We start from the raw sequence: 21,778 nt of genomic DNA, 5'->3' as shown, positions 1-21,778 counted from the left end.
TGAGGGCGGTCCCTTAAGGGGCCGCCCTTTTTCGTTTCGCTTGCCAGCCGCGTCACTTTGTCCTTGAAGCGAATAAAGACCGGCAGGCGCGCCGGGTGCGGGGATCGTTTTCCATGTTCAGCCTCCTGAACCTCCAGAGCCTTCTGGGTCTGGTCGTCATCGTCGCGGTCTGCTGGGCGATCTCGGAAAACCGCAAGGCCTTCCCCTGGCGGCTGACCATCGGCGCGATCCTGGTGCAGGCGGGGCTGGTGCTGGCCCTGTTCGCCATTCCGGGCTCGCAGGCGGTGCTGGCGGCGGTGACAGGCGCGGTGGATGGTCTGGCGGTCGCGACGACCGAGGGGACCAAGTTCGTCTTCGGCTATCTGGCGGGCGGGGACCAACCCTATACGGTCTCGAACCAGGGCGCGCTTTTCACCTTCGCCTTCCAGGTTCTGCCGTTGATCCTGGTGATTTCCGCCCTTTCGGCCCTGCTGTGGCACTGGAAGATTCTGAAGTGGATCACGCTGGGCTTCGGCTTTCTGTTCCAGAAAACGATGGGTTTGGGCGGCGCGTCGGCCCTGGCGGTCGCGGCCAACATCTTCCTGGGCATGATCGAAAGCCCGATCGTGATCCGCGCCTATCTGGATAAGCTGACGCGGTCCGAGATCTTCCTGATGATGGTGGTGGGCCTGGCGACGGTCGCCGGTTCGACCATGGTGGCCTATGCGACGATCCTGTCGCCGGTGCTGCCGAATGCGGCGGGTCACGTGCTGGTGGCGTCGATCGTTTCGGCGCCGGCCGGCGTGTTGTTGGCGCGGATCATCATTCCCGAGAAAGAGGGGATGGGCGGCGCGGTCGCCGACTATGACTCGGCCCTGAAATACGACAGCGCCATCGACGCCATCGTCAAAGGCACGTCGGACGGCCTGATGGTCGTGCTGAACATCTCGGCCGTGCTGATCGTGTTCGTGGCCTTGGTCGCCCTGGTCAACGTCATGCTGGGCGGGTTCGTGGTGTTCGACGCGCCCCTGACCGTCGAGCGGATGCTGGGCTGGATCTTCGCGCCGGTCGCTTGGCTGATCGGGGTCAAGTGGAAGGACGCCGATGTCGCCGGCTGGCTGCTAGGCGTCAAACTGACACTGACCGAGTTCGTCGCCTTCATCGACCTGGGCAAGGTGCCGGCCGCCGAGATGACCGAGCGCACGCGGATGCTGATGACCTACGCCCTGTGCGGCTTCGCCAATATCGGCTCGGTCGGCATCACCGTGACCGGCCTGTCGGTCCTGATGCCCGAACGCCGCGAGGAGGTGCTGGGCATGGTCTGGAAGGGCCTCTTCGCCGGCTTCCTGGCCACCCTGATGACCGCGGCCATCGTCGGCGCGATGCCGGCGGCGGTGTTCGGGTTCTGAGGCGGGCATAGATCCGATGCGCGCGCTCGCCCCGCTGGACCGTGGACTGGCGCTGCTGCTGGCGGGTCTTGCGGGCTATGTGGACAGTCTGGGCTTCCTGCAGCTTGGCGGCGTCTTCGTCTCGTTCATGAGCGGCAACTCCACACGGCTGGCCGCCAACCTGGCTTCGGGACACTGGCTGGCCGTCGCGCATCTGGCCGCCATTCTCGCAGTCTTCGTGCTTGGATCGTTCCTCGGGGCGCTGATCGCCGGGGGTGAGGGCGCGCGGTCGCGCAGCCGCGTTTTATTGTTCGAAGGGCTGTTGCTGGCCTGTGCGGCCTTGGCCGCGGCGTTCGGTCTGACGCCGCTGGCGATCCTGCTGATGGTCGCGGCAATGGGGGCGGAGAACTCGGTCTTCCTGCGGAATGGAGAGGTCGGCGTCAGCTTGACCTATATGACCGGCACTCTGGTCAAGCTCGGGCAAGCCTTGGCCGCCGCTGCGACCGGGCGCGACCGGACCGCCTATCGTCCCTATCTGGCCCTGTGGGCCGGATTGACGGTGGGGGCGGTCCTAGGGGCTCTGACCTATCAACGGCTGGGGTTGGCTGCGTTATGGCCGGCTGCGGGACTGGCCGTGACGCTCTCGGTGATCGCGCGCTTCAGCCGCGCGGCGTGAACTTGCGGATGACGCCGGAGAAGGTCATCAGCAGACGCTCGCCGGTATTGATCTGACCCCGCACGAAGATCAGGCTCTTGCCAGCCTTGGTGACCTGGCCGGTGGCTTCGATCAGTTCGCCGACATAGCCGCCGTCGATGAAGGTGGAGTCCAGCTGGACCGTGACGCCCGAGGCGCCCTCCATCTCCTGATAGGCGATCTGGAACATGGCGATGTCGGCGAAGGTCATCAGGCAGCCGCCGTGCATCCGCCCGCCTGCATTCATGTGCTTCTGCTCGGCGCGGAAGGCGCAGCGCATGTGCCCGTCGGAATCTGGCTTGCCGTAGAAGGGGCCGACCACCGTGTCGAAGGTGTCGTGCAGATCGTAGGTCTGCCAGCCGGCGAACTCGCCCTCGGTGATGGTGATTTTCTTGGGCATGCAGACTCAGCCTTACTTATGGGCGTGCGTTGCAGCATATAGGCGCAATGAGCGACCCGATCGAAACCGCAATCCTGAACAAAATCGCCGCGCTTGAGCCCGGCAAGAGCATTGAGCCCGCGGAAGTGGCCAAAGAGCTACAGCCCGAGCAGTGGCAGCGCATGCTGCCCAAGGTCCGCGCGACCGCTTTGGGCCTGATGCGCCAGGGCAAGCTGACCATCACCAAGAAGGGCAAGGCGGTCGATCCGGACAATTTCCGCGGCGTCACGCGCCTGCGCCAGGCGACCGAGGAAGAAACGGCCCTGGCGCTGAGCCGCCGTCCGCCGGTCGTCGAGGGCGATGACGACTGATCTCGACGAGATCCTGAGCGACATCCGCGCCTGCCGCGCCTGCGCGGGCGTCCTGCCGCACACGCCGCGCCCGGTAGTGCGGGTCTTTCCCGAGACGCGGCTGCTGATCTGCGGCCAGGCGCCGGGACGACGCGTCCACGAGAGCGGCCTGCCGTTCACGGATCCCTCAGGCGATCGTCTTCGTGACTGGATGGGCGTGGACTATGAGACCTTCTACGCCGACCCGCGCATCGGGGTGGCGGCCCAGGCCTTCTGCTATCCGGGCACCGCGCCGAAAGGCGGCGACTATCCGCCGCCGACACGCTGTGCGGAACTGTGGCGACCGCAGTTGCTGGACGCCCTGCCGCAGATGGAACTGACCCTGCTGGTCGGCGGCTATGCCCAGGCGTGGGCGCTGGGCGATAAGGCCAAGCGGACCATGACCGAAACGGTCCGAGCGTGGCGGGAGTATGCGCCGGATCTGCTGGTGTTGCCGCATCCGTCTTGGCGCAATACGGCCTGGCTGAAGAAGAATCCGTGGTTTGAGGCGGAGGTGCTTCCCTATCTGCGGGAACGCGTTCGGCGCATTCTGACTTCTGCAAATCCGGCGGCCGTTCGCTCCAGCGAGAAGGACGTGCCGGTGGTATCGTGAGCGCTGCTTGGGACACATGGCCTTGATCGCCTCCAGACTTATGCCGCTGACCGCCGCGCTCATTCTGTCGGCCTGCGCCGCACCCCACATTCAGCCGCCGTTGACGCCGCCGCCGGGCTTTGTCGGCGCCCATGTCGAGGATCGGGCGCTGGTCATGTCGGACGGCGCGCGCCTGCCGTATCTGCACTGGGGGCCAAAGGATGGGGCGCCTTGGGCGGTGATCGTGGCCTTGCATGGGATGAACGATCACGACGCCAGCTTCCGTCTGGCCGGCCCCTGGTGGGCCGAGCAGGGGATCGAGACCTGGTCCTACGACCAGCGTGGCTTCGGCGGGGCGCCGGGGCGGGGCGAATGGGCAGGGCAGCAGCGGATGACCGATGATCTGCGCGAGATCACCGCGATGGCGCGGGCCCGCTATCCCAATGCCGTCATCGCTGTGGTGGGCGAGAGTATGGGAGGGTCGGTGACGGCGGCGGCGTTCGGCTCCGACAATCCGCCGGATGCGGACCGGATCGTGCTGCTGGCGCCCGGCGTCTGGGGCTGGTCGACGCAAGGACCATTGAACAGCACGGCGCTGAACATCGCAGCGCGGGCGTTGGGCGACGTGGCGCTGGAACCGCCAGAGTTCATCACCCGCGACATCCACGCCTCGTCGAATACGCTGGAGTTGATCCGCAACGGGCGCGATCCGATGAGCATCCTCGCGACCCGGTTCGACACGGTCTATGGGCTGGTCGATCTGATGGAGGCCTCGTCGCGCAGCCTGGGCCGCATCCGGGGCGACGCCATCCTGATGTACGGCGCCCACGACGAGGTGGTGAAGAAGGGGCCGATGAAGTTGGCGCTGGAGCGGGCCGAGCGGGAGGGCGGGACGCTGCGGACCGCATGGTATCCGAACGGCTGGCATCTGCTGAACCGCGATCTGGACGCCGAGATCGTCTATCGCGATGTGGTCTCGTGGCTGAGAGATCCGACAGCCCCCCTGCCGTCCGGTGCGCCGGCGGTTTTGCCGCAGCTTCAGGCGGGCGGGGCGCGCCCTTAAGCGGGTCTTAACGCGACGTTTACCATCCAGGCGGCATTTTCTGCCTAGCGGGGCGTTCGTGTCTCCCGCGAGTAGGGGGCGGGGACGCGTGGGCGGCTTCACAGCGGCGTTGCAGAAGTTCGGGATCGGCCGTCTGGCTGCGGTCCTCGGCGTCGCCGCAGGCGTGGCCGCCGTGCTGGTCGCCGTCATGCTGCGCATGGGCCAAGCGCCGGACGCCCTGCTTTATTCCAACCTGGATCTGCGCGAGGCCAGCGAGATCAGCGCCGCCCTGGACCAAGCCGGCATCAAGTATTCGTCCAAGGGCGACGGTTCGACCATCATGGTCAACCGCGACGAAGTCGGCACGGCGCGGATGCTGGTCGCGGGCAAGGGTTTGGTCACGTCCGGATCGGTTGGTTACGAGCTGTTCGACAGCCAGTCGGTGCTGGGCCAGACCGAGTTCCAGCAACAGTTGAACGAACAGCGCGCCCTGCAGGGCGAACTGTCGCGCACCATCATGTCCATGCGCGGCATCACGGCCGCCCGCGTCCACATCACCATGCCGCGCCGCGAGATGTTCACCTCGGCCGCCGGCGAACCGACCGCCGCCGTTCTGGTGGGCCTGGGCGGGCGTGACCTGACGAGCGATCAGGTGCGGGCGATCCGCAACCTGGTGGCCTCGTCCGTGCCGAACCTGAAGCCCGACCGCGTCACCGTGGCGGACCAGACGAACCGAACCCTGGCGGCCGGCAGCGACGACGGAACCTTCACCTCGGCGTCCGCCGCCGAGGCCAAAGGCAATACCGAGAGCCAGCTTCAAGCGCGCATTAAGGACATCGTCGAAGGCGTCGTCGGCGCCGGCGCCGCCCGCGTCCAGGTCACGGCCGACATCGACCAGAGCCGCGCCACGACACAGGAAGAAAAGTTCGATCCCGACGGTCAGGTCGTCCGCTCGACCACGACCAACGGCTCGCAATCCGCAGACAACAGCGCCCAGCCCGACGGCGGCGTGACCGCGACGAACAACATCCCCGGCGGGGCTGCACCCGGCGCGACGCCGGCCGGTTCGACCAACTCGGAAAACGCCGAGACGACCAACTACGAAATCTCCAAGACCACCACGACCACGACCAAGGAGCCGGGCGAGGTCAAGAAGCTGGCCGTCGCCGTCGCGGTGGACGGCAAGTGGACGCCGGCCAAGGACGGCAAGGGCGAGCCGACCTATGCGCCCCGCACGGCCGAGGAGATCGCCCAGATCAAGTCGCTGGTCGCCGCCGCCGCTGGCATCGACGAGACGCGCGGCGACAAGATCGAGGTCATCAACGTCCGCTTCAATCACGACACGGGCATCGAGGGTGGTCTGGACGGCAAGTCGTCGCTGCTGGACTTCTCCAAGAACGACATCATGCGTTTCGTCGAGCTGGGCATTCTGACGGTCGTCGCCCTGCTGCTGATCTTCTTCGTGCTGCGTCCTCTGCTGAAGACGGCCGCCGGTGGCGGGGCCAATCTGCCGGCGCTGGCGGGCGCCAACGGCGTGCCGGTCACCACCGTGGCGACCACGGTGATCGGCCCGGACGGCCAACCTCAGCTGGTTCAGCTGCCGGCGCCCAGCGAGATGGAACAGAAGATCGACATCGCCCGCATCGAGGGTCAGGTGAAGGCGTCGTCGGTCAAGAAGGTCGCCGACTTCGTTCAGTCGCATCCCGATGACGCGGCCGGCATCCTGCGGACCTGGGTGGCCGAAGGCTGATGGCGAAGCTGGTCAACAAGAAAGCCTCGATCGACGATCCCAACAAGCTGTCGGGACCGGAGAAGGCCGCCGTCATCCTGCTGGCGCTGGGCGAAGAGCATACCGCCCTGTGGGAGCGGCTGGACGACGACGAGGTCAAGGAAATCTCCCAGGCCATGGCGACCCTGGGCAACGTCAGCGCCGAGGCCGTCGAGGCCCTGATGATCGAGTTCGTCTCGGGCCTGTCCGGTTCGGGCTCGGTTATGGGGAGCTACGAGCAGACGCAAAAGCTGCTGGCCGCCTTCCTGCCCAAGGATCGCGTCGATGGCCTGATGGAGGAGATCCGGGGGCCGGCCGGTCGCACCATGTGGGACAAGCTGGGCAATGTGAATGAGGCCGTTCTCGCCAACTATCTGAAGAACGAATACCCCCAGACCGTCGCCGTGATCCTATCCAAGGTGCGCTCGGACCACGCCGCCCGCGTCCTGACCAGCCTGCCGGAAGACTTCGCCTTGGAGTGCGTCCAGCGGATGCTGCGCATGGAGCCCGTTCAGCGCGAGATTCTGGACAAGATCGAGGCGACGCTGCGCACCGAGTTCATGTCGAACCTGGCGCGGACCTCCAAGCGCGACAGCCACGAAATGATGGCCGACATCTTCAACAGTTTCGATCGCCAGACCGAGGCCCGCTTCATCGGGGCTCTGGAAGAGCGCAATCGTGAATCGGCCGAACGCATCCGCGCCCTGATGTTCGTCTTCGAGGATCTGTCTAAGCTGGACCCGGGCGGGGTGCAGACCCTGCTGCGCGCCGTGGACAAGGATTCACTGGGTCTTGCGATGAAGGGCGCGTCCGAAGGTCTGCGCGAGATGTTCTTCTCCAACATGTCCGAACGCGCGTCCAAGATCATGCGCGAAGACATGGAGTCGATGGGGCCGGTACGTCTGAAGGACGTGGACGCCGCTCAGATGGCCATGGTCCAGGTCGCCAAGGATCTGGCCGCCAAGGGCGACATCATGCTGGCCGGTCAGGGCGCCGACGACGAGTTGATCTACTGACATGACCCAGTCCCCTGAAATCCGGCGCCTCTTCGCCTTCGACACTGAGTTTGACGCGGACGGCACGGTCGTGCGCCCTGGCGCCTGGACGCCGGCCAAGCGCTCCTATCTGCCGGCCGAGGTCGAGGCCCTGGTCGCCCAAGGGCGTCTGGAAGCGCGCGAACAGGCCCTTAGCGAGGTCGAGAACATCCGCGCCATGGCCCTGAGCAATATCGCCCAGGCCGTCGCATCGGCCATGCCGATACTGAAGGCTGTGGCCCAGGCGCACCGGGAACAGGCCGCTGACCTGGCCCTGGCTGCTGCGCGCACCATCGCAGGGGCCGCTCTGGACCGGTTTCCGCATGCGCCGCTGAAAGCCGCTTTGGAACTGTTGGCGCAGGAGATCGACGCCTCGCCGCGCCTGGTCGTTCGCTCCTCGGGCCTGGATGACGAGGCGCGCGGCCTGATTGAGCGGGCGTGCGCCGACAGCGGCTTCACCGGTACGGTCGCCTTCCGCGATGAACCAGGCATGGCCCAGGCCGCCTTCCAGCTGGAATGGGCCGACGGCCGCGCTGATCACGATCCGCAAGGCTCGGCCGACCGCGTCGCTGAGGCCCTGACCGCCGCCTTGGCCGCCGAGGCCGGACACGCCGAAACCCTTCCCGTCGACAGGAGCATGTTCTGATGGCATCCGACGACCTGGCGCTGGAGGAATTCTCCGGCCTTTCGGGCCTGCCGCCCCTGGACGACAGCGGCGAAAAGAGCGCCGCCGACCTGGCCACGGTCTTCGACGTGCCGGTCAACATCTCGGCGGTTCTGGGCAAGTCGCACATGTCGGTGGCCCAGCTGCTGAAGCTGAACAAGGGCTCGGTGCTGGAGCTGGACCGCAAGGTCGGCGAGGCGATCGACATCTTCGTCAACAACCGCCTGATCGCGCGCGGCGAGGTCGTCGTCGTCGACGACCGGCTGGGCGTGACCATGACGGAAATCATCAAGACCGAGGATTCGGGCGCCTGATTGGCGACCGGCTTTAGAGATTAGAGGAGAAGAACGATGCGTCTTCTGGTGGTAGGCAGACTGAGCGGCCAGCTCGCTTCGGCGGTGAAGATGGCCATGGCGCACGGCGCCAAGGTCAATCACGTCGAGCGCGCCGACCAGGCGACCGAGCAACTGCGCCGGGGGCAGGGCGCGGACCTGCTGATGGTCGACTATCAGCTGGACATCGCCGCCCTGATCGCCGCCAACGAGGCCGAGCGGATCACCATTCCGGTCGTAGCCTTCGGCGTCGATGCCGATGCGCGAGAGGCGGCCGCAGCCATCAAGGCCGGCGCCAAGGAATTCATTCCGCTTCCGCCCGATGCCGAACTGATCGCCGCCGTCCTGTCGGCCGTCGCCGACGACGAAAAGCCGATGATCTCGGCCGACCCGTCGATGAAGGCGGTGCTGCAACTGGCCGACCAGGTCGCGCGCTCGGAAGCCTCGATCCTGATCACCGGCGAAAGCGGCGTCGGCAAGGAGGTGATGGCGCGGTATCTGCACGAGCATTCGCGCCGCTCCGAACGCCCCTTCATCAGCGTCAACTGCGCCGCCATTCCCGACAATCTGCTGGAATCCGAACTGTTCGGTCACGAGAAGGGCGCCTTCACCGGCGCCGTTGCGCGCCGGATCGGCAAGTTCGAAGAGGCTGACGGCGGCACGCTTCTGCTGGACGAAATCTCCGAGATGGACGCCCGGCTTCAGGCCAAGCTGCTGCGCGCCATCCAGGAGCGCGTCATCGACCGCGTCGGCGGCTCCAAGCCGGTCTCTGTGAACATCCGCATCATCGCCACCTCGAACCGCGATCTGGCCAAGGCCGTGGCGGAAGGCACCTTCCGCGAGGACCTGCTGTATCGCCTGAACGTGGTGAACCTGCGCCTGCCGTCCTTGCGCGAGCGGCCCGGCGACATCGTGGTTCTGGCCGACCACTTCATCAAGAAATACGCCGCCGCGAACGGCGTGCCGGTGCGTCCGATCTCGGCCGCCGCGCGTCAGGCCATTTCGGCCCATCGCTGGCCGGGCAACGTCCGCGAACTGGAAAACGCCATGCACCGCGCGGTGCTGCTGGCGACGGGACCCGAGATCGACGTGGACGCCATCCGCCTGCCGGACGGCCAGCCGCTGGGCGGCATGATGGCCGGACAGGCCTATGAGGCCCCGCAAGCCGGAGTGGCCGCCCGCGCCGCTCAGGCGGCCGACGCCGTGACCCGCAGCTTTGTGGGCCAGACGGTGGCGGCGATGGAAAAGACGCTGATCCTGGACACCCTGACCCACTGCCTCGGCAATCGCACCCATGCGGCCAACATCCTGGGCATCTCGATCCGCACTCTGCGCAACAAGTTGAACGAATACGCCGATGAGGGCACGGCCATTCCGGCGCCGATGAGCGGCGTCTCCGCCTCGGGCTACGCGGCCTGAACCCATGCGCGCACCCGTGGAGCGCCGATGCGTCCTGACGGGGCTGGCCGCCTTGAGCGCGGTCGGCTGTTCGCCGCGCGCGGAATCACGTCCTGCCGCGCCCGTCGCCTTGGCGGAGGAAGTCATTGACCTGTCCGGCCTGGAAACGCGCAATGGCGGCCGTCTCGGCTTCGTCGTTCAGGACGCGGCGACGGGCCGTAAGCTGGTTTGGCGCGGCGACGAACGCTTCGTCTATTGCTCGACCTTCAAGATGTATCTGGCCGCCGCGACCCTGTTGCGGGTGCAGGCCGGGCAGGAGCGACTGGATCGCCGCATCCCCATCACGGCGGCGGACATGATCAACCACGCTCCGGTGACCGAGCCTGCCGTGGGCGCCAGCCTGACGGTCGAGCAGTTGATGAAGGGCGCGGTGGAGGTCAGCGACAACCCCGCCGCCAATCTGCTGCTGAAGGCCATGGGCGGCCCGTCGGCGATGCAGACCTTCTATCGCGGCATCGGCGACGGCAGCACCCGCTCGGACCGTTTCGAACCCGAGATGAATCGTCTGGACGGCGATAAGGATACGATCCTTCCCAACCAGTCGGTCGCCAATCTCAACCGTCTTTTCCTCGATCCGGCCTCGCCTCTGACGGCGGCGTCGCGCGCCCTGTTGCTGCAGTGGATGACCGATACGCCCACGGGTCAGAATCGTCTTAGGGCTGGGACGCCAGCGGATTGGCGGGTGGCGCACAAGACGGGGACGGGGGGCTATGGGCCGACCAATGACATCGGCCTGCTGTATCCGCCGAACGGCCAACCTGTGATCGTCGCCGCCTATTACCACGCCACCCGGGCGACATCGGACGACGCCAATGCGGTCGTGATCGCCGAGGCGACGCGTCGCGCGCTGAAGGCGTTGGGCCGTGACTGATACGCCGGTGATGATGAAGGACGGCATGGCGCGCCCGACGGGTCGCGACGTCCTGGGCTGGGTCAACCGCGGCGAAGTGCTGATGGCGGTCGGCGTGATCGGCGTGATCATGCTGCTGATCCTGCCGGTGCCCAAGTTCCTGCTGGATCTGCTGCTGGCCTTCTCGCTGGTGTCCAGCGTGCTGATCCTGATGACCGCTGTGATGATGAAACGGCCGCTGGATTTCGCCATCTTCCCGACCGTGTTGCTGGTCTCGACCCTGTTCCGGCTGGGCCTGAACCTGGCCTCCACGCGTCTGATCCTGACCCACGGCCAGGAAGGCCACGATGCGGCGGGTCAAGTCATCAACGCCTTCGGTCAGCTGATGATGGGCGGCAACTTCATCATCGGGGTGATCATCTTTGCGATCATTCTGGTGGTGAACTTCGTCGTCATCACCAAGGGCTCGACCCGGATCGCGGAAGTGTCCGCCCGCTTCACCCTGGACTCCATGCCGGGCAAGCAGATGGCCATCGACGCCGATCTGTCGTCGGGCCTGATCACCGAGGACCAGGCCAAGCTGCGCCGCAAGGAGCTGGAGCAGGAATCAACCTTCTTCGGCGCCATGGACGGCGCCTCCAAGTTCGTGCGCGGCGACGCCGTCGCGGGTCTGATCATCACCTTCATCAACGCCATCGGCGGCATACTGATCGGCACGCTGCAACACGGCATGCCCGCGATGGAGGCCGCCAACACCTATGTCCAGCTGACCATCGGCGATGGTCTGGTGACGCAGGTGCCGGCCATCATCATCTCGATCGCCGCCGGCTTCCTGGTGTCCAAGGCGGGCGTCGAAGGCACGGCGGACAAGGCCATGGTCACCCAGCTGGCGACCAATCCGGTATCGCTGGGCGTGGTGTCGGGCGCCGCCGGTCTGATCGGTCTGATCCCGGGTATGCCGCTGATCCCGTTCGCGGCCCTGGCCATCGGCTCGGGCTTCATGGCCTGGCGGCTGGGCCGCAATCGCTTGAAGCCTCAGCCAACAGAGGCGGAGATCGCGGCGGCGGCAGCGGCCGCAAAGCCCAAGGAGGACGTCGAAGAGCCCATCGCCAATGTGCTCACCATCGACGAGGTGAAGATCGAACTGGGCTATTCGCTTCTCAGCCTGATCAACGACCTTGAAGGGCGGCGCCTGACCGATCAGATTCGCGCTCTGCGGCGGTCGCTGGCCCAGGAATACGGTTTCGTCATTCCCCAGGTGCGCATCCTCGACAACATGCGCCTGCCGACCCAGGGTTACGCCATCCGCATCAAGGAGATGGAGACGGGCGCGGGCGAAGTGCGGCTGGGCCACCTGATGGCGATGGATCCGGCGGGGAGCCAGGTCGAGCTTCCGGGCGAGCATATGCGCGAACCGGCCTTCGGCCTGCCGGCGACCTGGATCGAGGAAGGTCTGCGCGAGGAGGCGACGTTCCGGGGCTATACGCTGGTCGATCCGTCGACGGTCCTGACGACCCATCTGACCGAGATCCTGAAAGACAATATGGCCGATCTGCTGTCCTACGCGGAGGTGCAGAAGCTGCTGAAGGAACTGGGCGCCGAAGAAAAGAAGCTGGTCGAAGAACTGGTGCCCAGCGTGGTCACCGTCACGACGCTGCAGCGGGTGTTGCAATCGCTTCTGCGTGAGAAGGTGTCGATTCGCGACCTGCCGGCCATTCTGGAAGGCCTTGCCGAGGCTGCGCCGCACAGTTCCAGCGTCACCACCCTGGTCGAACACGTTCGTGCGCGCCTGGGCCGCCAACTGTGCTGGCAGAACAAGGACGGCGAGGGTGCCTTGCCCATCGTCACCCTGTCGCCGGAATGGGAAAACGCCTTCGCCGAAAGCCTGATCGGCAATGGCGAGGACAAGCAGCTGGCGATGGCGCCGTCGCGCCTTCAGGACTTCATCCGCGCCGTTCGCGACACCTTCGAGCGGATCGCCATGACGGGCGAAAATCCGGTGCTGCTGACCGGGCCGATGACGCGGCCCTATGTGCGCTCGATCATCGAACGCTTCCGCGGCCAGACCGTCGTGATGAGCCAGAACGAGATCCACCCCAAGGCCCGGTTGCGGACCCTCGGCCAGGTCTGATCCCGCCGACTTGGCAGTTTGACGTTTGACGCGGCGACGCACCCCGCTAAAGCTCCGCCGTCATGAGTCCGAACCCCCGATCCCAATGGTCGCGCCTGCGCGACTTCATGCGTACGCCGTCGTTGGCCCGGTCGATCTCGGCCATGCTGATCCTGGCGTTCGGATTGCTGATCGTGGTCAATGCGACGACCTTCGTGATGATCCAGCGCACCGTCGCGTTGAACAAGACCATCGAGCATGCTCAGCAGATGCGGCGCGCCGCGCGCACGGTTCTCATTGCGAGCCTGAACGCCGAAACGTCGCAACGCGGCTTTCTGCTGACGGGACGAAGCGATTTTCTACAGCCCTATCGTGACTCCAGGGCCGACATGGAGCCCGCGCTGGCGTTTCTGGATGAGGGCGCAGCCCTCGATCCGACGCTGAAAGACACCGTCGAACCCATTCACCGTCTGGGTGACAAGAAATGGGACGAGATGGAGCGCACCGTCGCTTTGGCGCGGCAGGGTCGGATCGGGCAGTCGATCCAGGCCGTGCGGTCTGGCGAAGGCAAGCAGTATATGGACGAGCTCCGAGCCGCCATCGAGAAGTTCGACAAGCTGAAGTCCGACAGGATCGACAGCCGACGTCGGGCCTCGGAGCGGTTTGGCTTCCTGACCGTCACGATGAACGCCATCGCGGGGCTTCTGGTTCTCGTTCTGGCTCTGCTCTCGGCCTGGCTGGTGCGGCGTTACGTGGCCGAAATCCAGTCCGCCCGCGCGACCCTGGACGCCGCCAACGCCAGCCTGGAGGACAAGGTTCGCGAGCGCACCGGCGACCTAATGCGCGCGAACGAGGAAATCCAACGCTTCGCCTATATCGTCAGCCACGACCTGCGCGCGCCGCTGGTCAACGTGATGGGCTACACATCCGAACTGGAGCAGGCGGGCAAGATCGTCGACAAGGCGATTTACGAGGCGGAAAAGACGCGCGTGGTCGATCCCGAGATCGTCACAGCCGTCCGCGAGGAAATGCCTGAGGCGATCGGCTTCATCCGCGCCTCGACCGAGAAGATGGACCGGCTGATCAACGCCATCCTGAAGCTGTCGCGCGAAGGTCGCCGCAACCTGCTTCCAGAACCGCTGGACATGATGACGATGGCCCAGAATATCGCTAATAGCGTCCATCACCAGACCGAAGCCTCGGGCGCCCGCATCGATGTGCAATCGCTACCCGAGATCGAAAGCGACCGCATTTCGATGGAGCAGATCGTCGGCAATCTGATCGACAACGCCGTCAAATATCTGGATCACGACCGGCCGGGCGAAATCGTCGTGTCGGGCGAAGACGTGCCGGGCGGCTGGGTCGTCTACCGGGTCGCCGACAACGGTCGGGGCATCGCCCCGCGAGACCATGAGCGAATCTTCGAACTCTTCCGCCGCTCCGGAAAACAGGACCGTTCCGGCGAAGGTCTGGGGCTGGCGTTCGTCAGAAACAGCGTGCGCCGCCTGGGCGGGACCATCGACGTCGAGTCCGAACTGGGCAAAGGCTCGACTTTCCTGCTGAAATTCCCCAAACGACTGATCCTGTCTGAACCCGGAGGCGCGCTGTGACGCAACCCGTCAAAATCATCATGGTCGAAGACGACCACGGCCACGCCAAGCTGATCGAAAAGAACATCCGCCGGGCCAACATCAACAACGAGATCAAGCATTTCGATGAGGGTGGTGCGGCGCTCGACTATCTGTTCAGCGACGAAATCCTCGCCAATGGCCCGCTGCTGATCCTGCTCGACCTCAACCTGCCCGATATGTCGGGCACGGACATTCTGGAAAAGGTGAAGGCCAACGACCGTCTGAAGCGGGCTCCGGTCGTGGTGCTGACGACCACGGACGACAAGGTCGAAATCCAGCGTTGTTACGACCTGGGTTGCAACGTCTACATCACCAAGCCGGTGGATTATGAATCCTTCGCCGGCGCCATCCGTCAGTTGGGTCTGTTCCTGTCGGTGATCCAGGCGCCGGAGATCTGACGATCGACGCGTCCCAGCCCATCCGCCTGCTCTACATCGACGATGATCGGGGTCTGTCCCGGCTGGTCGAGAAGGAACTGGGGCGTCACGGCTACGCCGTCACCTGCGCGCCGGATGGCGATGCGGGGCTGGAGCTGTTGCAGCAGGACGAGTTCGACGTTTGCGCGCTGGACCACTATATGCCGACGCGAGACGGGCTGGACGTCCTGCCGGACATTCTGGCCCTGACGGCGCCGCCGCCCATCGTCTATGTGACGGGTGCGCAGGATGGGCGGATCGCCGTCGCGGCCCTTCGAGCGGGCGCGGCGGATTATGTGATCAAGGACGTCTCGGAGGACTTCACCTCCCTGTTGCGCTCGGCGCTCGAGGACGCCCTGTCGCGCCGTCGGCTGGAGCGCGAGAACGAACTGGCGCAGGAAGAAATCCGCCGGGCGCGCGATCGGGCCGAGGCGATGTTGCGTGAGGTCAACCACCGCGTCGGCAACTCGCTGCAGCTGGTGTCCAGCTTCATGTCGTTGCAGATGCGCCATGTCACCGATCAGGGCGCCAAGGACGCGTTGCGCGAATCGCAGGCGCGCATTGAGGCCGTCGCCCATGTTCACCGCCGCCTCTATACGTCCGGCGACATGAGCCACGTGGCGATGGACGAATATCTGGTCGGGCTGATGGACGAACTGTCCAAGTCCATCGGGCCAGACGAAGGATCGCCCAGACTGACGCTGGACGCTGAGCCGTTGTCGGTCACGACCGACCAAGCCGTCTCCATCGGCGTCATCGTCACCGAACTGGTCACCAACGCGGTCAAATACGCCTATGCGCCGGGGCAGGGGGGCGAGATTCGCATCCATCTGCGCCGCGAGACGGACCATCGCGTGATGCTGACGGTCGAGGACGACGGCCCCGGCCTGGGCGACGGCGCGCCCAAGGGCACGGGCCTGGGCGGCAAGATCATCTCGGCCATGGCCTCGGGCCTGCGCTCGGCCGTCGAGTTCGACGGCGCCCACAAGGGCGTGCGCGCCAGGTTGTCGTTCGACCTCTAGGGTCGGTTTTCATCATGTTGCAGTTCGGCGTTCGCAAACCCGCTTCGGATTATCGTCACCGCGCCACCGCGTTCGGCATCGTCGAGCGCGATGGCCTGATCGCCTGTGTGCGCGTCGAACGCGAGACCGGTCCCTATTTCGACCTGCCCGGCGGCGGCTTGGATTTGGAAGAGAGCGAGGTTCAGGCGCTGATCCGCGAATTCGTCGAGGAAACCGGCCTGACGGTTGCGCCGCTGAACCGCATCGCCGAGGCCAGCCAATATTTCGTGCGTTCGACGCGCGAGCCGGTGAACAATGTCGGCGGCTTCTGGACGGCGACTGTAGCGGCCGAAAATCCCGATGCGAAATGCGAGGACGACCACACCCTGGTGTGGCTGGATCCGACCTTCGCTATCTCGCGCTTGCGCCACGATTCTCACGCCTGGGCTGTCGCCGTCTGGCTGCGTCGTCCAAGCTGAGCCTTACGGAACAGGCCATTAGCGAAGTCGTTTATTTTTCGAACCGCAACGTTACGTCGCGGCGATGAAAATTAGGAGATTTCCATGGCTGACCATGACCGTATCGAAGGCGCCGCCAAGAACATCGGTGGCAAGATTAAAGAAGGCGTCGGCAAGCTGACCGGGGACACCAAGATGCAGGCCGAAGGCAAGGCCGATCAGGTCGAAGGCAAGGTCCAGAATACTGTCGGCGGCGTCAAGGACAGCCTGCGCGACAAGGCCTAAGCTTCCCTAGAATGCGCGAAGATGCGAAGCGCCGTCCGCGAAAGCGGGCGGCGCTTTTCTTTCGATCAATCCTTGGCGCCCCACAGGGTCAGCGACAGCCCCTTCTTGTCGGCGCCCTCGATCTGGCGACACTCAGAGCTGAATCCGCCCTCGACCGGACGCGGACGACAATCCAGTTCGCGCAGGCTTGAGGGCGCGGTCGCCGTGCGTGACTGCGGGCCGCACTGAACGGCGTAGTCCGAACCCCCGGCGCTGGCCCGGATCATCTGGCAGTCGCCGGCCATGCCGCTGGGGCGTAGAGCTTCCGGCAGGTCCGGTCCCATGGCGATGGCCAGCTGTTCGCGCACCTCGGTCTGGCATTCGGCCATGGACTTCCGGCCGCGCACCAGCGGGCTGCACCGTGCGCGCTCGAAGCCGAAGGGATCGGCCAGTCCCCAGGCAGGCACATTGTGCTCGGGCGGCGGCGCTGGCGTTTCGACGACCGCCTCGGGCGCGGGCGCATCCCACAAGACGGTCGGCGCAGTCTGTTGGAGGATCAGCAAGGCGAAGGCGGCGGCGATCATGGTCGGACCCTTCGTAAAGGTTCAGGCGGTTCGCCCGAACGTCCTCTACCTTGTCAGGGCCCGCATCGCCTTGTCGAGGCCTTCGAGCGTCAGTGGGAACATCCGCTGCTCCATCACCTCACGCAACAGGCCGACGGAGGCGGTGTAGTCCCAGTACCGCTCCTGAACGGGGTTGAGCCAGACCGACTTCTCCCACTGCTGGCGCGCCCGCTTCATCCAGACGGCGCCGGCTTCCTCGTTCCAGTGCTCGACGGAGCCCCCGGGCATGGTGATCTCATAGGGGCTCATCGTCGCATCGCCGACGAAGATGGCGCGCCAGTCGCCAGAGTATTTGTGAAGCAGATCCCACGTCGGGATACGCTCGGTGTGCCGGCGGCGATTGTCCTTCCAGACGCCTTCGTACAGGCAGTTGTGGAAGTAGAAAAACTCCAGGTTCTTGAACTCGGTCTTGGCCGCCGAGAACAACTCCTCAACCAGCTTGATGTGACCGTCCATCGACCCGCCGGTGTCGAGGAACAGCAGCACCTTGATCGTATTGCGTCGCTCCGGCCGCATCTGAATGTCCAGCCAGCCCTGACGCGCGGTGCCGTCGATGGTGCCGTCGATATCCAGTTCGTCCGGCGCGCCCTGTCGGGCGAACCGGCGCAGACGACGCAGCGCCACCTTGATGTTGCGGGTGCCCAGTTCGACCGTGTCGTCCAGGTTCTTGAACTCGCGCTTTTCCCACACCTTGACCGCCCGGCCATGCTTGCCCGGACCGCCGATGCGAACGCCTTCGGGATTATAGCCGCCGTGTCCGAAGGGGCTGGTCCCGCCCGTGCCGATCCATTTCGAGCCGCCGGAGTGACGCTCCTTCTGCTCTTCCAGACGCTGCTTCAGCGTCTCCATCAGCTTGTCGAATCCGCCCAGAGCCTCGATCTGAGCCTTTTCGTCGTCGGTCAGATATTTTTCGTTCAGCAGCCGCAGCCAGTCCTCGGGAATGTCGGTGGTCAGGTCTTCGCCCGTTCCGACCGACTCGACGCCCTTGAACACCGTCCCGAACACCTGATCGAACCGGTCATAGTGTTTCTCGTCCTTGACCAGCACCGCGCGCGACAGATGATAAAAGGCCTCGACCTCGCGCCCCGCCACGTCGCGATCCATGGCCTCCATCAGATGGAGCCATTCCTTCATCGACACCGGAACCTTGGCGTCGCGCAGCGCGGTAAAGAAGGGCAGGAGCATAAGAGGGGTGTGAACCGGGATCAGCCGCGCCGCAAGATGAACTCGCGGTCGCGCCAGGCGCCGACGGGATAGTCGTATTCTCCCGCCTTCTCGAAGCCATAGGCGGCGTAGAGGCGCTGGGCCTTGTCGTTGCCGCTCCAGACGCCGATCCAAAGCGGTCCGTCCGTGTGGGTTTGCATCCAGTCCAGAGACAGCTTCAGCAGTCGGGTTCCCAGCCCCAGACCTTGCGCCGCCTTTGACACATAGAGCCGGCGCAGTTCCATGTGCGACGGTCTGGCCTCGGGGTGGGGCAGGCCGTTGGAGCCGGCGTTGGCGAAGGCCAGCAGCTCGCCGTCGCGGTCAGCCACCCACCAGGCGCAGTCGGGCTCCGCCAACTTCTTCAGCGTCGGTTCCAGATCGAAACTGGCGTCTAGAAACGCGTTCAGGTCCGCCTCGGGATAGGGGATGCCGAATCCCTCGACGAAGGTGTCGATAAAGGTTTGGCGGCCCAGGGCGCCCAGGGCGGCGGCGTCTTCGGGGCGGGCAGGGCGGATTACGATCTCGGTCATGACTCGGCTCTAGCGCGCCCCTTGGTGCGCGTCACGGGCGACAAGTCCGAAAGCCCGGCGTATCGTCGCTTCAATGTCCCCGCCGATCTTCACCCATCCGTCCATGCTGTCCCACGCGCCGGGCGCGGGCCATCCTGAAAGTCCCGAGCGGCTGAAGGCTGTGCTGGATGCTCTGGAGGACGCAGGCCTGGCCCGCGACCGGCGCGCCGCGACCCAGGCCGAGGTTGGGGACCTCGAGCGGGTGCATCCCGCCGCCTATGTCGCACGCCTGCTGGACGCCTCGCCGGTCGCAGGCATGGTCCAACTGGACGCCGACACCGTCCTTTCACCCGGCAGCGTACCGGCGGCGCGGCTGGCGGCGGGGGCGGCGATCGATGCGGTGCGAGCCGTGGGGCGGGGCGAGATGGATCGCGCCTTCGCCGCCGTGCGCCCGCCGGGCCACCATGCAGAGCCGGACCGCTCGATGGGGTTCTGCCTGTTCTCCTCCGTCGCCGTCGCCGCGCGTGTAGCTCAGGCCGAAGGGATGGTGCGGGTGGCGGTGGTCGATTTCGACGTTCACCACGGCAATGGCACCCAGGCGGCGTTCGAAGACGACGACAGCCTGTTCCTGGCCTCCATCCATCAGATGCCGCTCTATCCCGGCACGGGCGCGGCGTCAGAGACAGGCGTCGGCAATATCGTCAACGCTCCCGTCGCGCCCCATGCGGCGCGCGAGAACTGGCGTGCGACCTTCGCCGGCGGATTGATGCCGGCGCTGGAATCGTTCCGGCCAGACCTGATCCTGATCTCGGCCGGTTTCGATGCCCACCGGCGCGATCCGCTGGCGCATCAGTCGCTGGAGGCCGGGGATTTCGCCTGGGCGACGCGTGCGATTCTGGAGGTCGCGCGTCGGACCTGTTCGGGCAAGGTTGTGTCCGCGCTTGAGGGCGGTTACGACCTTGAAGGACTAGGCCGCTCTGCGGTCGCCCACGTCGCTGCGCTCGGGGAGGACTGAGGACGCTTAACGCCTTGAAACCAAAGGCCCGTCCGCTTGTCATGTCAGCCCCCGCCCTGTCCCTCGATTCGACTGAACCGTCCGTGTCCCCGCCTGACGCCGCGCCATCTGTCGGCACGCTTGTCGCTGTCCGTCCCGGCGCCATCATCCTGACGCGTCACGGCGAGCCGGCCCTGTCGCGCAAATGCCTGATCTCCGCGCGCCAGTACGGCGACTGGTGGGCGAAGTATGAGATCGGCGGCCTGCTGGCCGGTCAAACGCCGCCGCCCGAACTGGTCGCGGCGGCGCAGGGCGCTGGAGCCATTTACGCCTCGACCCGTCAGCGCGCTCAGGAAACCGCCGCTGCGGTCGCCGCCGGGCGCGAGGTCATGGCCGACGTCATGTTCATCGAGGCGCCCCTGCCGCCGCCGCCGATTCCGGAATGGATCAAGCTGTCGCCCAAATGGTGGGGCGTGGTGTCGCGCTTCTGGTGGCACGCCTTTGATCACCACGGCGGCCAGGAAACCCGCGCTCAGGCCGAGGCGCGGGCCGATCAGGCGGCGCAGAAGCTGATTGCGCGCGCCGAAGGCGGGCAGGACGTGCTGGTTTTCGCCCACGGCTATTTCAACCACATGGTCGGCCGGGCGCTGAAGGCCGACGGCTGGAAACTGGTCCAGAACCAGGGCTTCAAATACTGGTCGCAGCGTCGCTACGAGAAGCGATAGCCGCTTCTGACGTTGATGCGCCCCGCGCGCGCCTCTAGGGTCCGCGCCATGACCGACACCGCCGCCGCCATCCCCGCCGATCTCAGCTTCGAAGACGCCCTGAAGCGCCTGGAGACCATCGTGTCTCGTCTGGAATCCGGCCAGGCGCCGCTGGAAGAATCGATCGCCCTCTATGAAGAGGGCGCCAAGCTGAAGGCGCATTGCGAGGCGCGGCTGAAGGCGGCTCAACTGCGTGTGGAAAAGATCGTGGTCGGCCCCGACGGCCAGGCCAAGGGCGTCGAGGCGGCGTCGTTCGAATGATCCCTGTGTCGTCTCCGAGCCTGGTCTGGAGCCGGTTCTCGTGAACCGCGTCATCGCCGCGAATTCGCCGGAACAGGCGGTGATCGATCGCGTGGCTGAGGTCGCGGATCTGGTCACGGTCGCGCTGGATGAACTGCTGCCGCGCGCCGAGGGGCCGGAATCCCGTCTGACCGAAGCGATGCGCTATGCGGCGCTGGGCCCCGGCAAGCGCTTGCGGCCGTTCTTCGCGTTGGAGGCGGCACGCCTGTTCGACATTGATGAGCGATCGGTATTGCGCGCCGCCTGCGCTTTGGAATGCGTTCACGCTTACAGTTTGGTTCACGACGACCTGCCCTGCATGGACGACGACGACGTGCGCCGGGGGCGCCCGACCGTTCACCGGGCCTATGACGAGGCGACGGCGGTGCTGGCCGGCGATGCGCTGCAGACGGCCGCCTTCGACATCATCCTGCATGACGACACCCATGAGGATGCGGCCGTGCGCTGTGAACTGGCGGCGCGGCTGTCGCTGGCGTCCGGCGCGCGGGGCATGGCGGGCGGTCAGATGATCGACCTGCTGGGCGTGCGCGACGACCTGGGCGGCGTGGCGCGGATGCAGCGCCTGAAGACCGGCGCCCTGTTCGCCTATGCCTTCGAAATCCCGCTGATCATCGCCGACGCCTCTGCCCAGCACCGCCATGCCCTGATCAGCTTCGCCCACGACGTCGGTCTGGCCTATCAGATTGTCGACGACCTGCTGGACGCCGAAGGCTCAGCCGAGGAAATGGGCAAGGCGGCGGGGGGCAAGGACGCGGCTCTCGGCAAAACCAACTTCGTCACCCTGCTGGGTCTGGAGGCGGCGCGGCAAAGGGTCGCGCATCTCGCAAACCAAGCCCGGTCGCATCTGGAGCCGTTCGGCGACGAGGCCGAAATCCTCAGGGCCAGCGTGGACTTTGTGCTAAAGCGCCGGTCCTGATACGAAACGTTGAACCGACC

26 protein-coding genes are annotated in these 21,778 nt (G+C 65.8%); 21 read left to right on the top strand and 5 right to left on the bottom strand.

Annotated features, from left to right (window positions below; translation table 11 throughout):
• The first annotated feature begins 113 nt into the window (after positions 1 to 113).
• Both Q9R14_RS08875 and Q9R14_RS08870 read left to right on the top strand, forming a co-directional pair.
• Positions 114 to 1,388 carry a NupC/NupG family nucleoside CNT transporter gene (locus Q9R14_RS08875; RefSeq protein WP_306002096.1) on the top strand — a complete coding sequence of 425 codons (1,275 nt, stop codon included), beginning with the start codon at positions 114 to 116 and terminating at the stop codon, positions 1,386 to 1,388.
• A gap of 16 nt (positions 1,389 to 1,404) precedes the next feature.
• Positions 1,405 to 2,043 (top strand): YoaK family protein, encoded by a 639-nt coding sequence (locus tag Q9R14_RS08870; protein WP_306002095.1) that lies wholly within the window; start codon positions 1,405 to 1,407, stop codon positions 2,041 to 2,043.
• Here the strand turns inward: Q9R14_RS08870 and Q9R14_RS08865 are convergent.
• On the bottom strand, positions 2,027 to 2,461 hold the full coding sequence (locus Q9R14_RS08865; protein ID WP_306002094.1) for a PaaI family thioesterase: 435 nt from the start codon (positions 2,459 to 2,461) through the stop codon (positions 2,027 to 2,029). The two genes, Q9R14_RS08870 and Q9R14_RS08865, sit on opposite strands and share 17 nt — an antisense overlap.
• A gap of 47 nt (positions 2,462 to 2,508) precedes the next feature.
• On the opposite strand from Q9R14_RS08865, the gene Q9R14_RS08860 reads away from it, so the two are divergent.
• From Q9R14_RS08860 to Q9R14_RS08805, 12 genes are all read left to right on the top strand, one after another.
• Entirely contained in the window at positions 2,509 to 2,811 is a 303-nt protein-coding gene (locus Q9R14_RS08860) for a DUF3253 domain-containing protein (protein ID WP_017504494.1), read from the top strand.
• Positions 2,801 to 3,442 (top strand): uracil-DNA glycosylase family protein, encoded by a 642-nt coding sequence (locus Q9R14_RS08855; protein ID WP_306002093.1) that lies wholly within the window; start codon positions 2,801 to 2,803, stop codon positions 3,440 to 3,442. Before Q9R14_RS08860 ends, Q9R14_RS08855 begins: the two co-directional genes overlap by 11 nt.
• 16 nt (positions 3,443 to 3,458) lie before the next feature.
• Complete coding sequence (locus tag Q9R14_RS08850) at positions 3,459 to 4,484, top strand: alpha/beta fold hydrolase (RefSeq protein ID WP_091748320.1); 1,026 nt, start codon at positions 3,459 to 3,461, stop codon at positions 4,482 to 4,484.
• Between the two features lie 88 nt (positions 4,485 to 4,572).
• On the top strand, positions 4,573 to 6,213 hold the full coding sequence (gene fliF / locus Q9R14_RS08845; protein ID WP_199060198.1) for a flagellar basal-body MS-ring/collar protein FliF: 1,641 nt from the start codon (positions 4,573 to 4,575) through the stop codon (positions 6,211 to 6,213).
• Positions 6,213 to 7,247: a flagellar motor switch protein FliG gene (gene fliG / locus Q9R14_RS08840; RefSeq protein ID WP_039246914.1), complete on the top strand. Its 1,035-nt coding sequence runs from the start codon at positions 6,213 to 6,215 to the stop codon at positions 7,245 to 7,247. The genes fliF and fliG overlap by 1 nt, the downstream gene beginning before the upstream one ends.
• A gap of 1 nt (position 7,248) precedes the next feature.
• Positions 7,249 to 7,911, top strand: coding sequence for a flagellar assembly protein FlbE (locus tag Q9R14_RS08835; protein ID WP_306002092.1), 663 nt, complete (start codon positions 7,249 to 7,251; stop codon positions 7,909 to 7,911).
• Positions 7,911 to 8,243: a flagellar motor switch protein FliN gene (fliN, locus tag Q9R14_RS08830; RefSeq protein WP_039246916.1), complete on the top strand. Its 333-nt coding sequence runs from the start codon at positions 7,911 to 7,913 to the stop codon at positions 8,241 to 8,243. Before Q9R14_RS08835 ends, fliN begins: the two co-directional genes overlap by 1 nt.
• A gap of 36 nt (positions 8,244 to 8,279) precedes the next feature.
• Positions 8,280 to 9,680: a sigma-54-dependent Fis family transcriptional regulator gene (locus tag Q9R14_RS08825; protein WP_055754110.1), complete on the top strand. Its 1,401-nt coding sequence runs from the start codon at positions 8,280 to 8,282 to the stop codon at positions 9,678 to 9,680.
• A gap of 4 nt (positions 9,681 to 9,684) precedes the next feature.
• The gene (gene bla, locus Q9R14_RS08820; RefSeq protein ID WP_306002091.1) at positions 9,685 to 10,590 is read left to right on the top strand and encodes a class A beta-lactamase; all 906 of its coding nucleotides are present in this window, start codon (positions 9,685 to 9,687) and stop codon (positions 10,588 to 10,590) included.
• A 10-nt stretch (positions 10,591 to 10,600) separates the two neighbouring features.
• Positions 10,601 to 12,700 (top strand): flagellar biosynthesis protein FlhA, encoded by a 2,100-nt coding sequence (gene flhA, locus Q9R14_RS08815; RefSeq protein ID WP_066626363.1) that lies wholly within the window; start codon positions 10,601 to 10,603, stop codon positions 12,698 to 12,700.
• A 62-nt stretch (positions 12,701 to 12,762) separates the two neighbouring features.
• Entirely contained in the window at positions 12,763 to 14,289 is a 1,527-nt protein-coding gene (locus tag Q9R14_RS08810; RefSeq protein ID WP_306002090.1) for a CHASE3 domain-containing protein, read from the top strand.
• The gene (locus Q9R14_RS08805) at positions 14,286 to 14,708 is read left to right on the top strand and encodes a response regulator (protein ID WP_231868686.1); all 423 of its coding nucleotides are present in this window, start codon (positions 14,286 to 14,288) and stop codon (positions 14,706 to 14,708) included. Before Q9R14_RS08810 ends, Q9R14_RS08805 begins: the two co-directional genes overlap by 4 nt.
• Here Q9R14_RS08805 and Q9R14_RS08800 read toward each other — a convergent pair.
• The gene (locus Q9R14_RS08800; protein WP_306002089.1) at positions 14,663 to 14,884 is read right to left on the bottom strand and encodes a hypothetical protein; all 222 of its coding nucleotides are present in this window, start codon (positions 14,882 to 14,884) and stop codon (positions 14,663 to 14,665) included. The two genes, Q9R14_RS08805 and Q9R14_RS08800, sit on opposite strands and share 46 nt — an antisense overlap.
• Here Q9R14_RS08800 and Q9R14_RS08795 point away from each other — a divergent pair.
• The 3 genes from Q9R14_RS08795 (at position 14,786) to Q9R14_RS08785 (ending at position 16,470) form a co-directional block, all read left to right on the top strand.
• On the top strand, positions 14,786 to 15,748 hold the full coding sequence (locus Q9R14_RS08795) for a histidine kinase dimerization/phosphoacceptor domain -containing protein (protein ID WP_306004137.1): 963 nt from the start codon (positions 14,786 to 14,788) through the stop codon (positions 15,746 to 15,748). The two genes, Q9R14_RS08800 and Q9R14_RS08795, sit on opposite strands and share 99 nt — an antisense overlap.
• A gap of 14 nt (positions 15,749 to 15,762) precedes the next feature.
• Positions 15,763 to 16,206: an NUDIX domain-containing protein gene (locus tag Q9R14_RS08790; protein ID WP_306002088.1), complete on the top strand. Its 444-nt coding sequence runs from the start codon at positions 15,763 to 15,765 to the stop codon at positions 16,204 to 16,206.
• Positions 16,207 to 16,290: 84 nt separating this feature from the next.
• Positions 16,291 to 16,470 (top strand): CsbD family protein, encoded by a 180-nt coding sequence (locus Q9R14_RS08785; RefSeq protein WP_306002087.1) that lies wholly within the window; start codon positions 16,291 to 16,293, stop codon positions 16,468 to 16,470.
• A 65-nt stretch (positions 16,471 to 16,535) separates the two neighbouring features.
• Here the strand turns inward: Q9R14_RS08785 and Q9R14_RS08780 are convergent, their stop codons facing one another.
• Genes Q9R14_RS08780 through Q9R14_RS08770 form a run of 3 tightly spaced genes read right to left on the bottom strand, consistent with a single transcriptional unit; the run spans position 16,536 to position 18,805 of the window.
• Positions 16,536 to 17,033 carry a hypothetical protein gene (locus Q9R14_RS08780; RefSeq protein WP_306002086.1) on the bottom strand — a complete coding sequence of 166 codons (498 nt, stop codon included), beginning with the start codon at positions 17,031 to 17,033 and terminating at the stop codon, positions 16,536 to 16,538.
• Between the two features lie 45 nt (positions 17,034 to 17,078).
• A complete protein-coding gene (locus Q9R14_RS08775) occupies positions 17,079 to 18,257 on the bottom strand; it encodes a VWA domain-containing protein (protein WP_306002085.1) in 1,179 nt (392 codons plus the stop codon).
• Positions 18,258 to 18,277: 20 nt separating this feature from the next.
• Positions 18,278 to 18,805, bottom strand: a complete 528-nt coding sequence (locus Q9R14_RS08770) for a GNAT family N-acetyltransferase (protein WP_306002084.1) — start codon at positions 18,803 to 18,805, stop codon at positions 18,278 to 18,280.
• 73 nt (positions 18,806 to 18,878) lie between these two features.
• On the opposite strand from Q9R14_RS08770, the gene Q9R14_RS08765 reads away from it, so the two are divergent.
• The 4 genes from Q9R14_RS08765 to Q9R14_RS08750 all read left to right on the top strand — a co-directional run bounded on the left by Q9R14_RS08765 (position 18,879) and on the right by Q9R14_RS08750 (position 21,758).
• Positions 18,879 to 19,799, top strand: coding sequence for a histone deacetylase family protein (locus Q9R14_RS08765; RefSeq protein ID WP_306002083.1), 921 nt, complete (start codon positions 18,879 to 18,881; stop codon positions 19,797 to 19,799).
• Positions 19,800 to 19,840: 41 nt separating this feature from the next.
• Entirely contained in the window at positions 19,841 to 20,503 is a 663-nt protein-coding gene (locus Q9R14_RS08760; protein ID WP_306002082.1) for a histidine phosphatase family protein, read from the top strand.
• A 48-nt stretch (positions 20,504 to 20,551) separates the two neighbouring features.
• Positions 20,552 to 20,803, top strand: coding sequence for an exodeoxyribonuclease VII small subunit (locus tag Q9R14_RS08755; RefSeq protein WP_017504472.1), 252 nt, complete (start codon positions 20,552 to 20,554; stop codon positions 20,801 to 20,803).
• Positions 20,804 to 20,882: 79 nt separating this feature from the next.
• Positions 20,883 to 21,758 carry a polyprenyl synthetase family protein gene (locus tag Q9R14_RS08750; protein ID WP_066555007.1) on the top strand — a complete coding sequence of 292 codons (876 nt, stop codon included), beginning with the start codon at positions 20,883 to 20,885 and terminating at the stop codon, positions 21,756 to 21,758.
• Positions 21,759 to 21,778 lie beyond the last annotated feature (20 nt).

The organism is Brevundimonas sp. C43 (assembly GCF_030732185.1).
GTDB lineage: Bacteria > Pseudomonadota > Alphaproteobacteria > Caulobacterales > Caulobacteraceae > Brevundimonas > Brevundimonas diminuta_C.
The sequence above is the reverse complement of the archived record's forward strand: the minus strand, read 5'-3'. Positions and strand labels throughout refer to the sequence as shown.

Excerpts from the sequence above, each read along its gene's own strand:
- Q9R14_RS08825 (WP_055754110.1), top strand. The coding sequence starts at position 8,280 with ATGCGTCTTCTGGTGGTAGGCAGACTGAGCGGCCAGCTCGCTTCGGCG.
- Q9R14_RS08790 (WP_306002088.1), top strand. The coding sequence starts at position 15,763 with ATGTTGCAGTTCGGCGTTCGCAAACCCGCTTCGGATTATCGTCACCGC.
- Q9R14_RS08875 (WP_306002096.1), top strand. The coding sequence starts at position 114 with ATGTTCAGCCTCCTGAACCTCCAGAGCCTTCTGGGTCTGGTCGTCATC.
- Q9R14_RS08755 (WP_017504472.1), top strand. The coding sequence starts at position 20,552 with ATGACCGACACCGCCGCCGCCATCCCCGCCGATCTCAGCTTCGAAGAC.
- Q9R14_RS08865 (WP_306002094.1), bottom strand. The coding sequence starts at position 2,461 with ATGCCCAAGAAAATCACCATCACCGAGGGCGAGTTCGCCGGCTGGCAG.
- fliN (WP_039246916.1), top strand. The coding sequence starts at position 7,911 with ATGGCATCCGACGACCTGGCGCTGGAGGAATTCTCCGGCCTTTCGGGC.
- Q9R14_RS08850 (WP_091748320.1), top strand. The coding sequence starts at position 3,459 with ATGGCCTTGATCGCCTCCAGACTTATGCCGCTGACCGCCGCGCTCATT.
- Q9R14_RS08870 (WP_306002095.1), top strand. The coding sequence starts at position 1,405 with ATGCGCGCGCTCGCCCCGCTGGACCGTGGACTGGCGCTGCTGCTGGCG.
- Q9R14_RS08760 (WP_306002082.1), top strand. The coding sequence starts at position 19,841 with ATGTCAGCCCCCGCCCTGTCCCTCGATTCGACTGAACCGTCCGTGTCC.
- Q9R14_RS08835 (WP_306002092.1), top strand. The coding sequence starts at position 7,249 with ATGACCCAGTCCCCTGAAATCCGGCGCCTCTTCGCCTTCGACACTGAG.
- Q9R14_RS08765 (WP_306002083.1), top strand. The coding sequence starts at position 18,879 with ATGTCCCCGCCGATCTTCACCCATCCGTCCATGCTGTCCCACGCGCCG.
- Q9R14_RS08785 (WP_306002087.1), top strand. The coding sequence starts at position 16,291 with ATGGCTGACCATGACCGTATCGAAGGCGCCGCCAAGAACATCGGTGGC.
- Q9R14_RS08810 (WP_306002090.1), top strand. The coding sequence starts at position 12,763 with ATGAGTCCGAACCCCCGATCCCAATGGTCGCGCCTGCGCGACTTCATG.
- flhA (WP_066626363.1), top strand. The coding sequence starts at position 10,601 with ATGATGAAGGACGGCATGGCGCGCCCGACGGGTCGCGACGTCCTGGGC.
- Q9R14_RS08780 (WP_306002086.1), bottom strand. The coding sequence starts at position 17,033 with ATGATCGCCGCCGCCTTCGCCTTGCTGATCCTCCAACAGACTGCGCCG.
- Q9R14_RS08770 (WP_306002084.1), bottom strand. The coding sequence starts at position 18,805 with ATGACCGAGATCGTAATCCGCCCTGCCCGCCCCGAAGACGCCGCCGCC.
- bla (WP_306002091.1), top strand. The coding sequence starts at position 9,685 with ATGCGCGCACCCGTGGAGCGCCGATGCGTCCTGACGGGGCTGGCCGCC.
- Q9R14_RS08775 (WP_306002085.1), bottom strand. The coding sequence starts at position 18,257 with ATGCTCCTGCCCTTCTTTACCGCGCTGCGCGACGCCAAGGTTCCGGTG.
- Q9R14_RS08855 (WP_306002093.1), top strand. The coding sequence starts at position 2,801 with ATGACGACTGATCTCGACGAGATCCTGAGCGACATCCGCGCCTGCCGC.
- Q9R14_RS08860 (WP_017504494.1), top strand. The coding sequence starts at position 2,509 with ATGAGCGACCCGATCGAAACCGCAATCCTGAACAAAATCGCCGCGCTT.
- fliG (WP_039246914.1), top strand. The coding sequence starts at position 6,213 with ATGGCGAAGCTGGTCAACAAGAAAGCCTCGATCGACGATCCCAACAAG.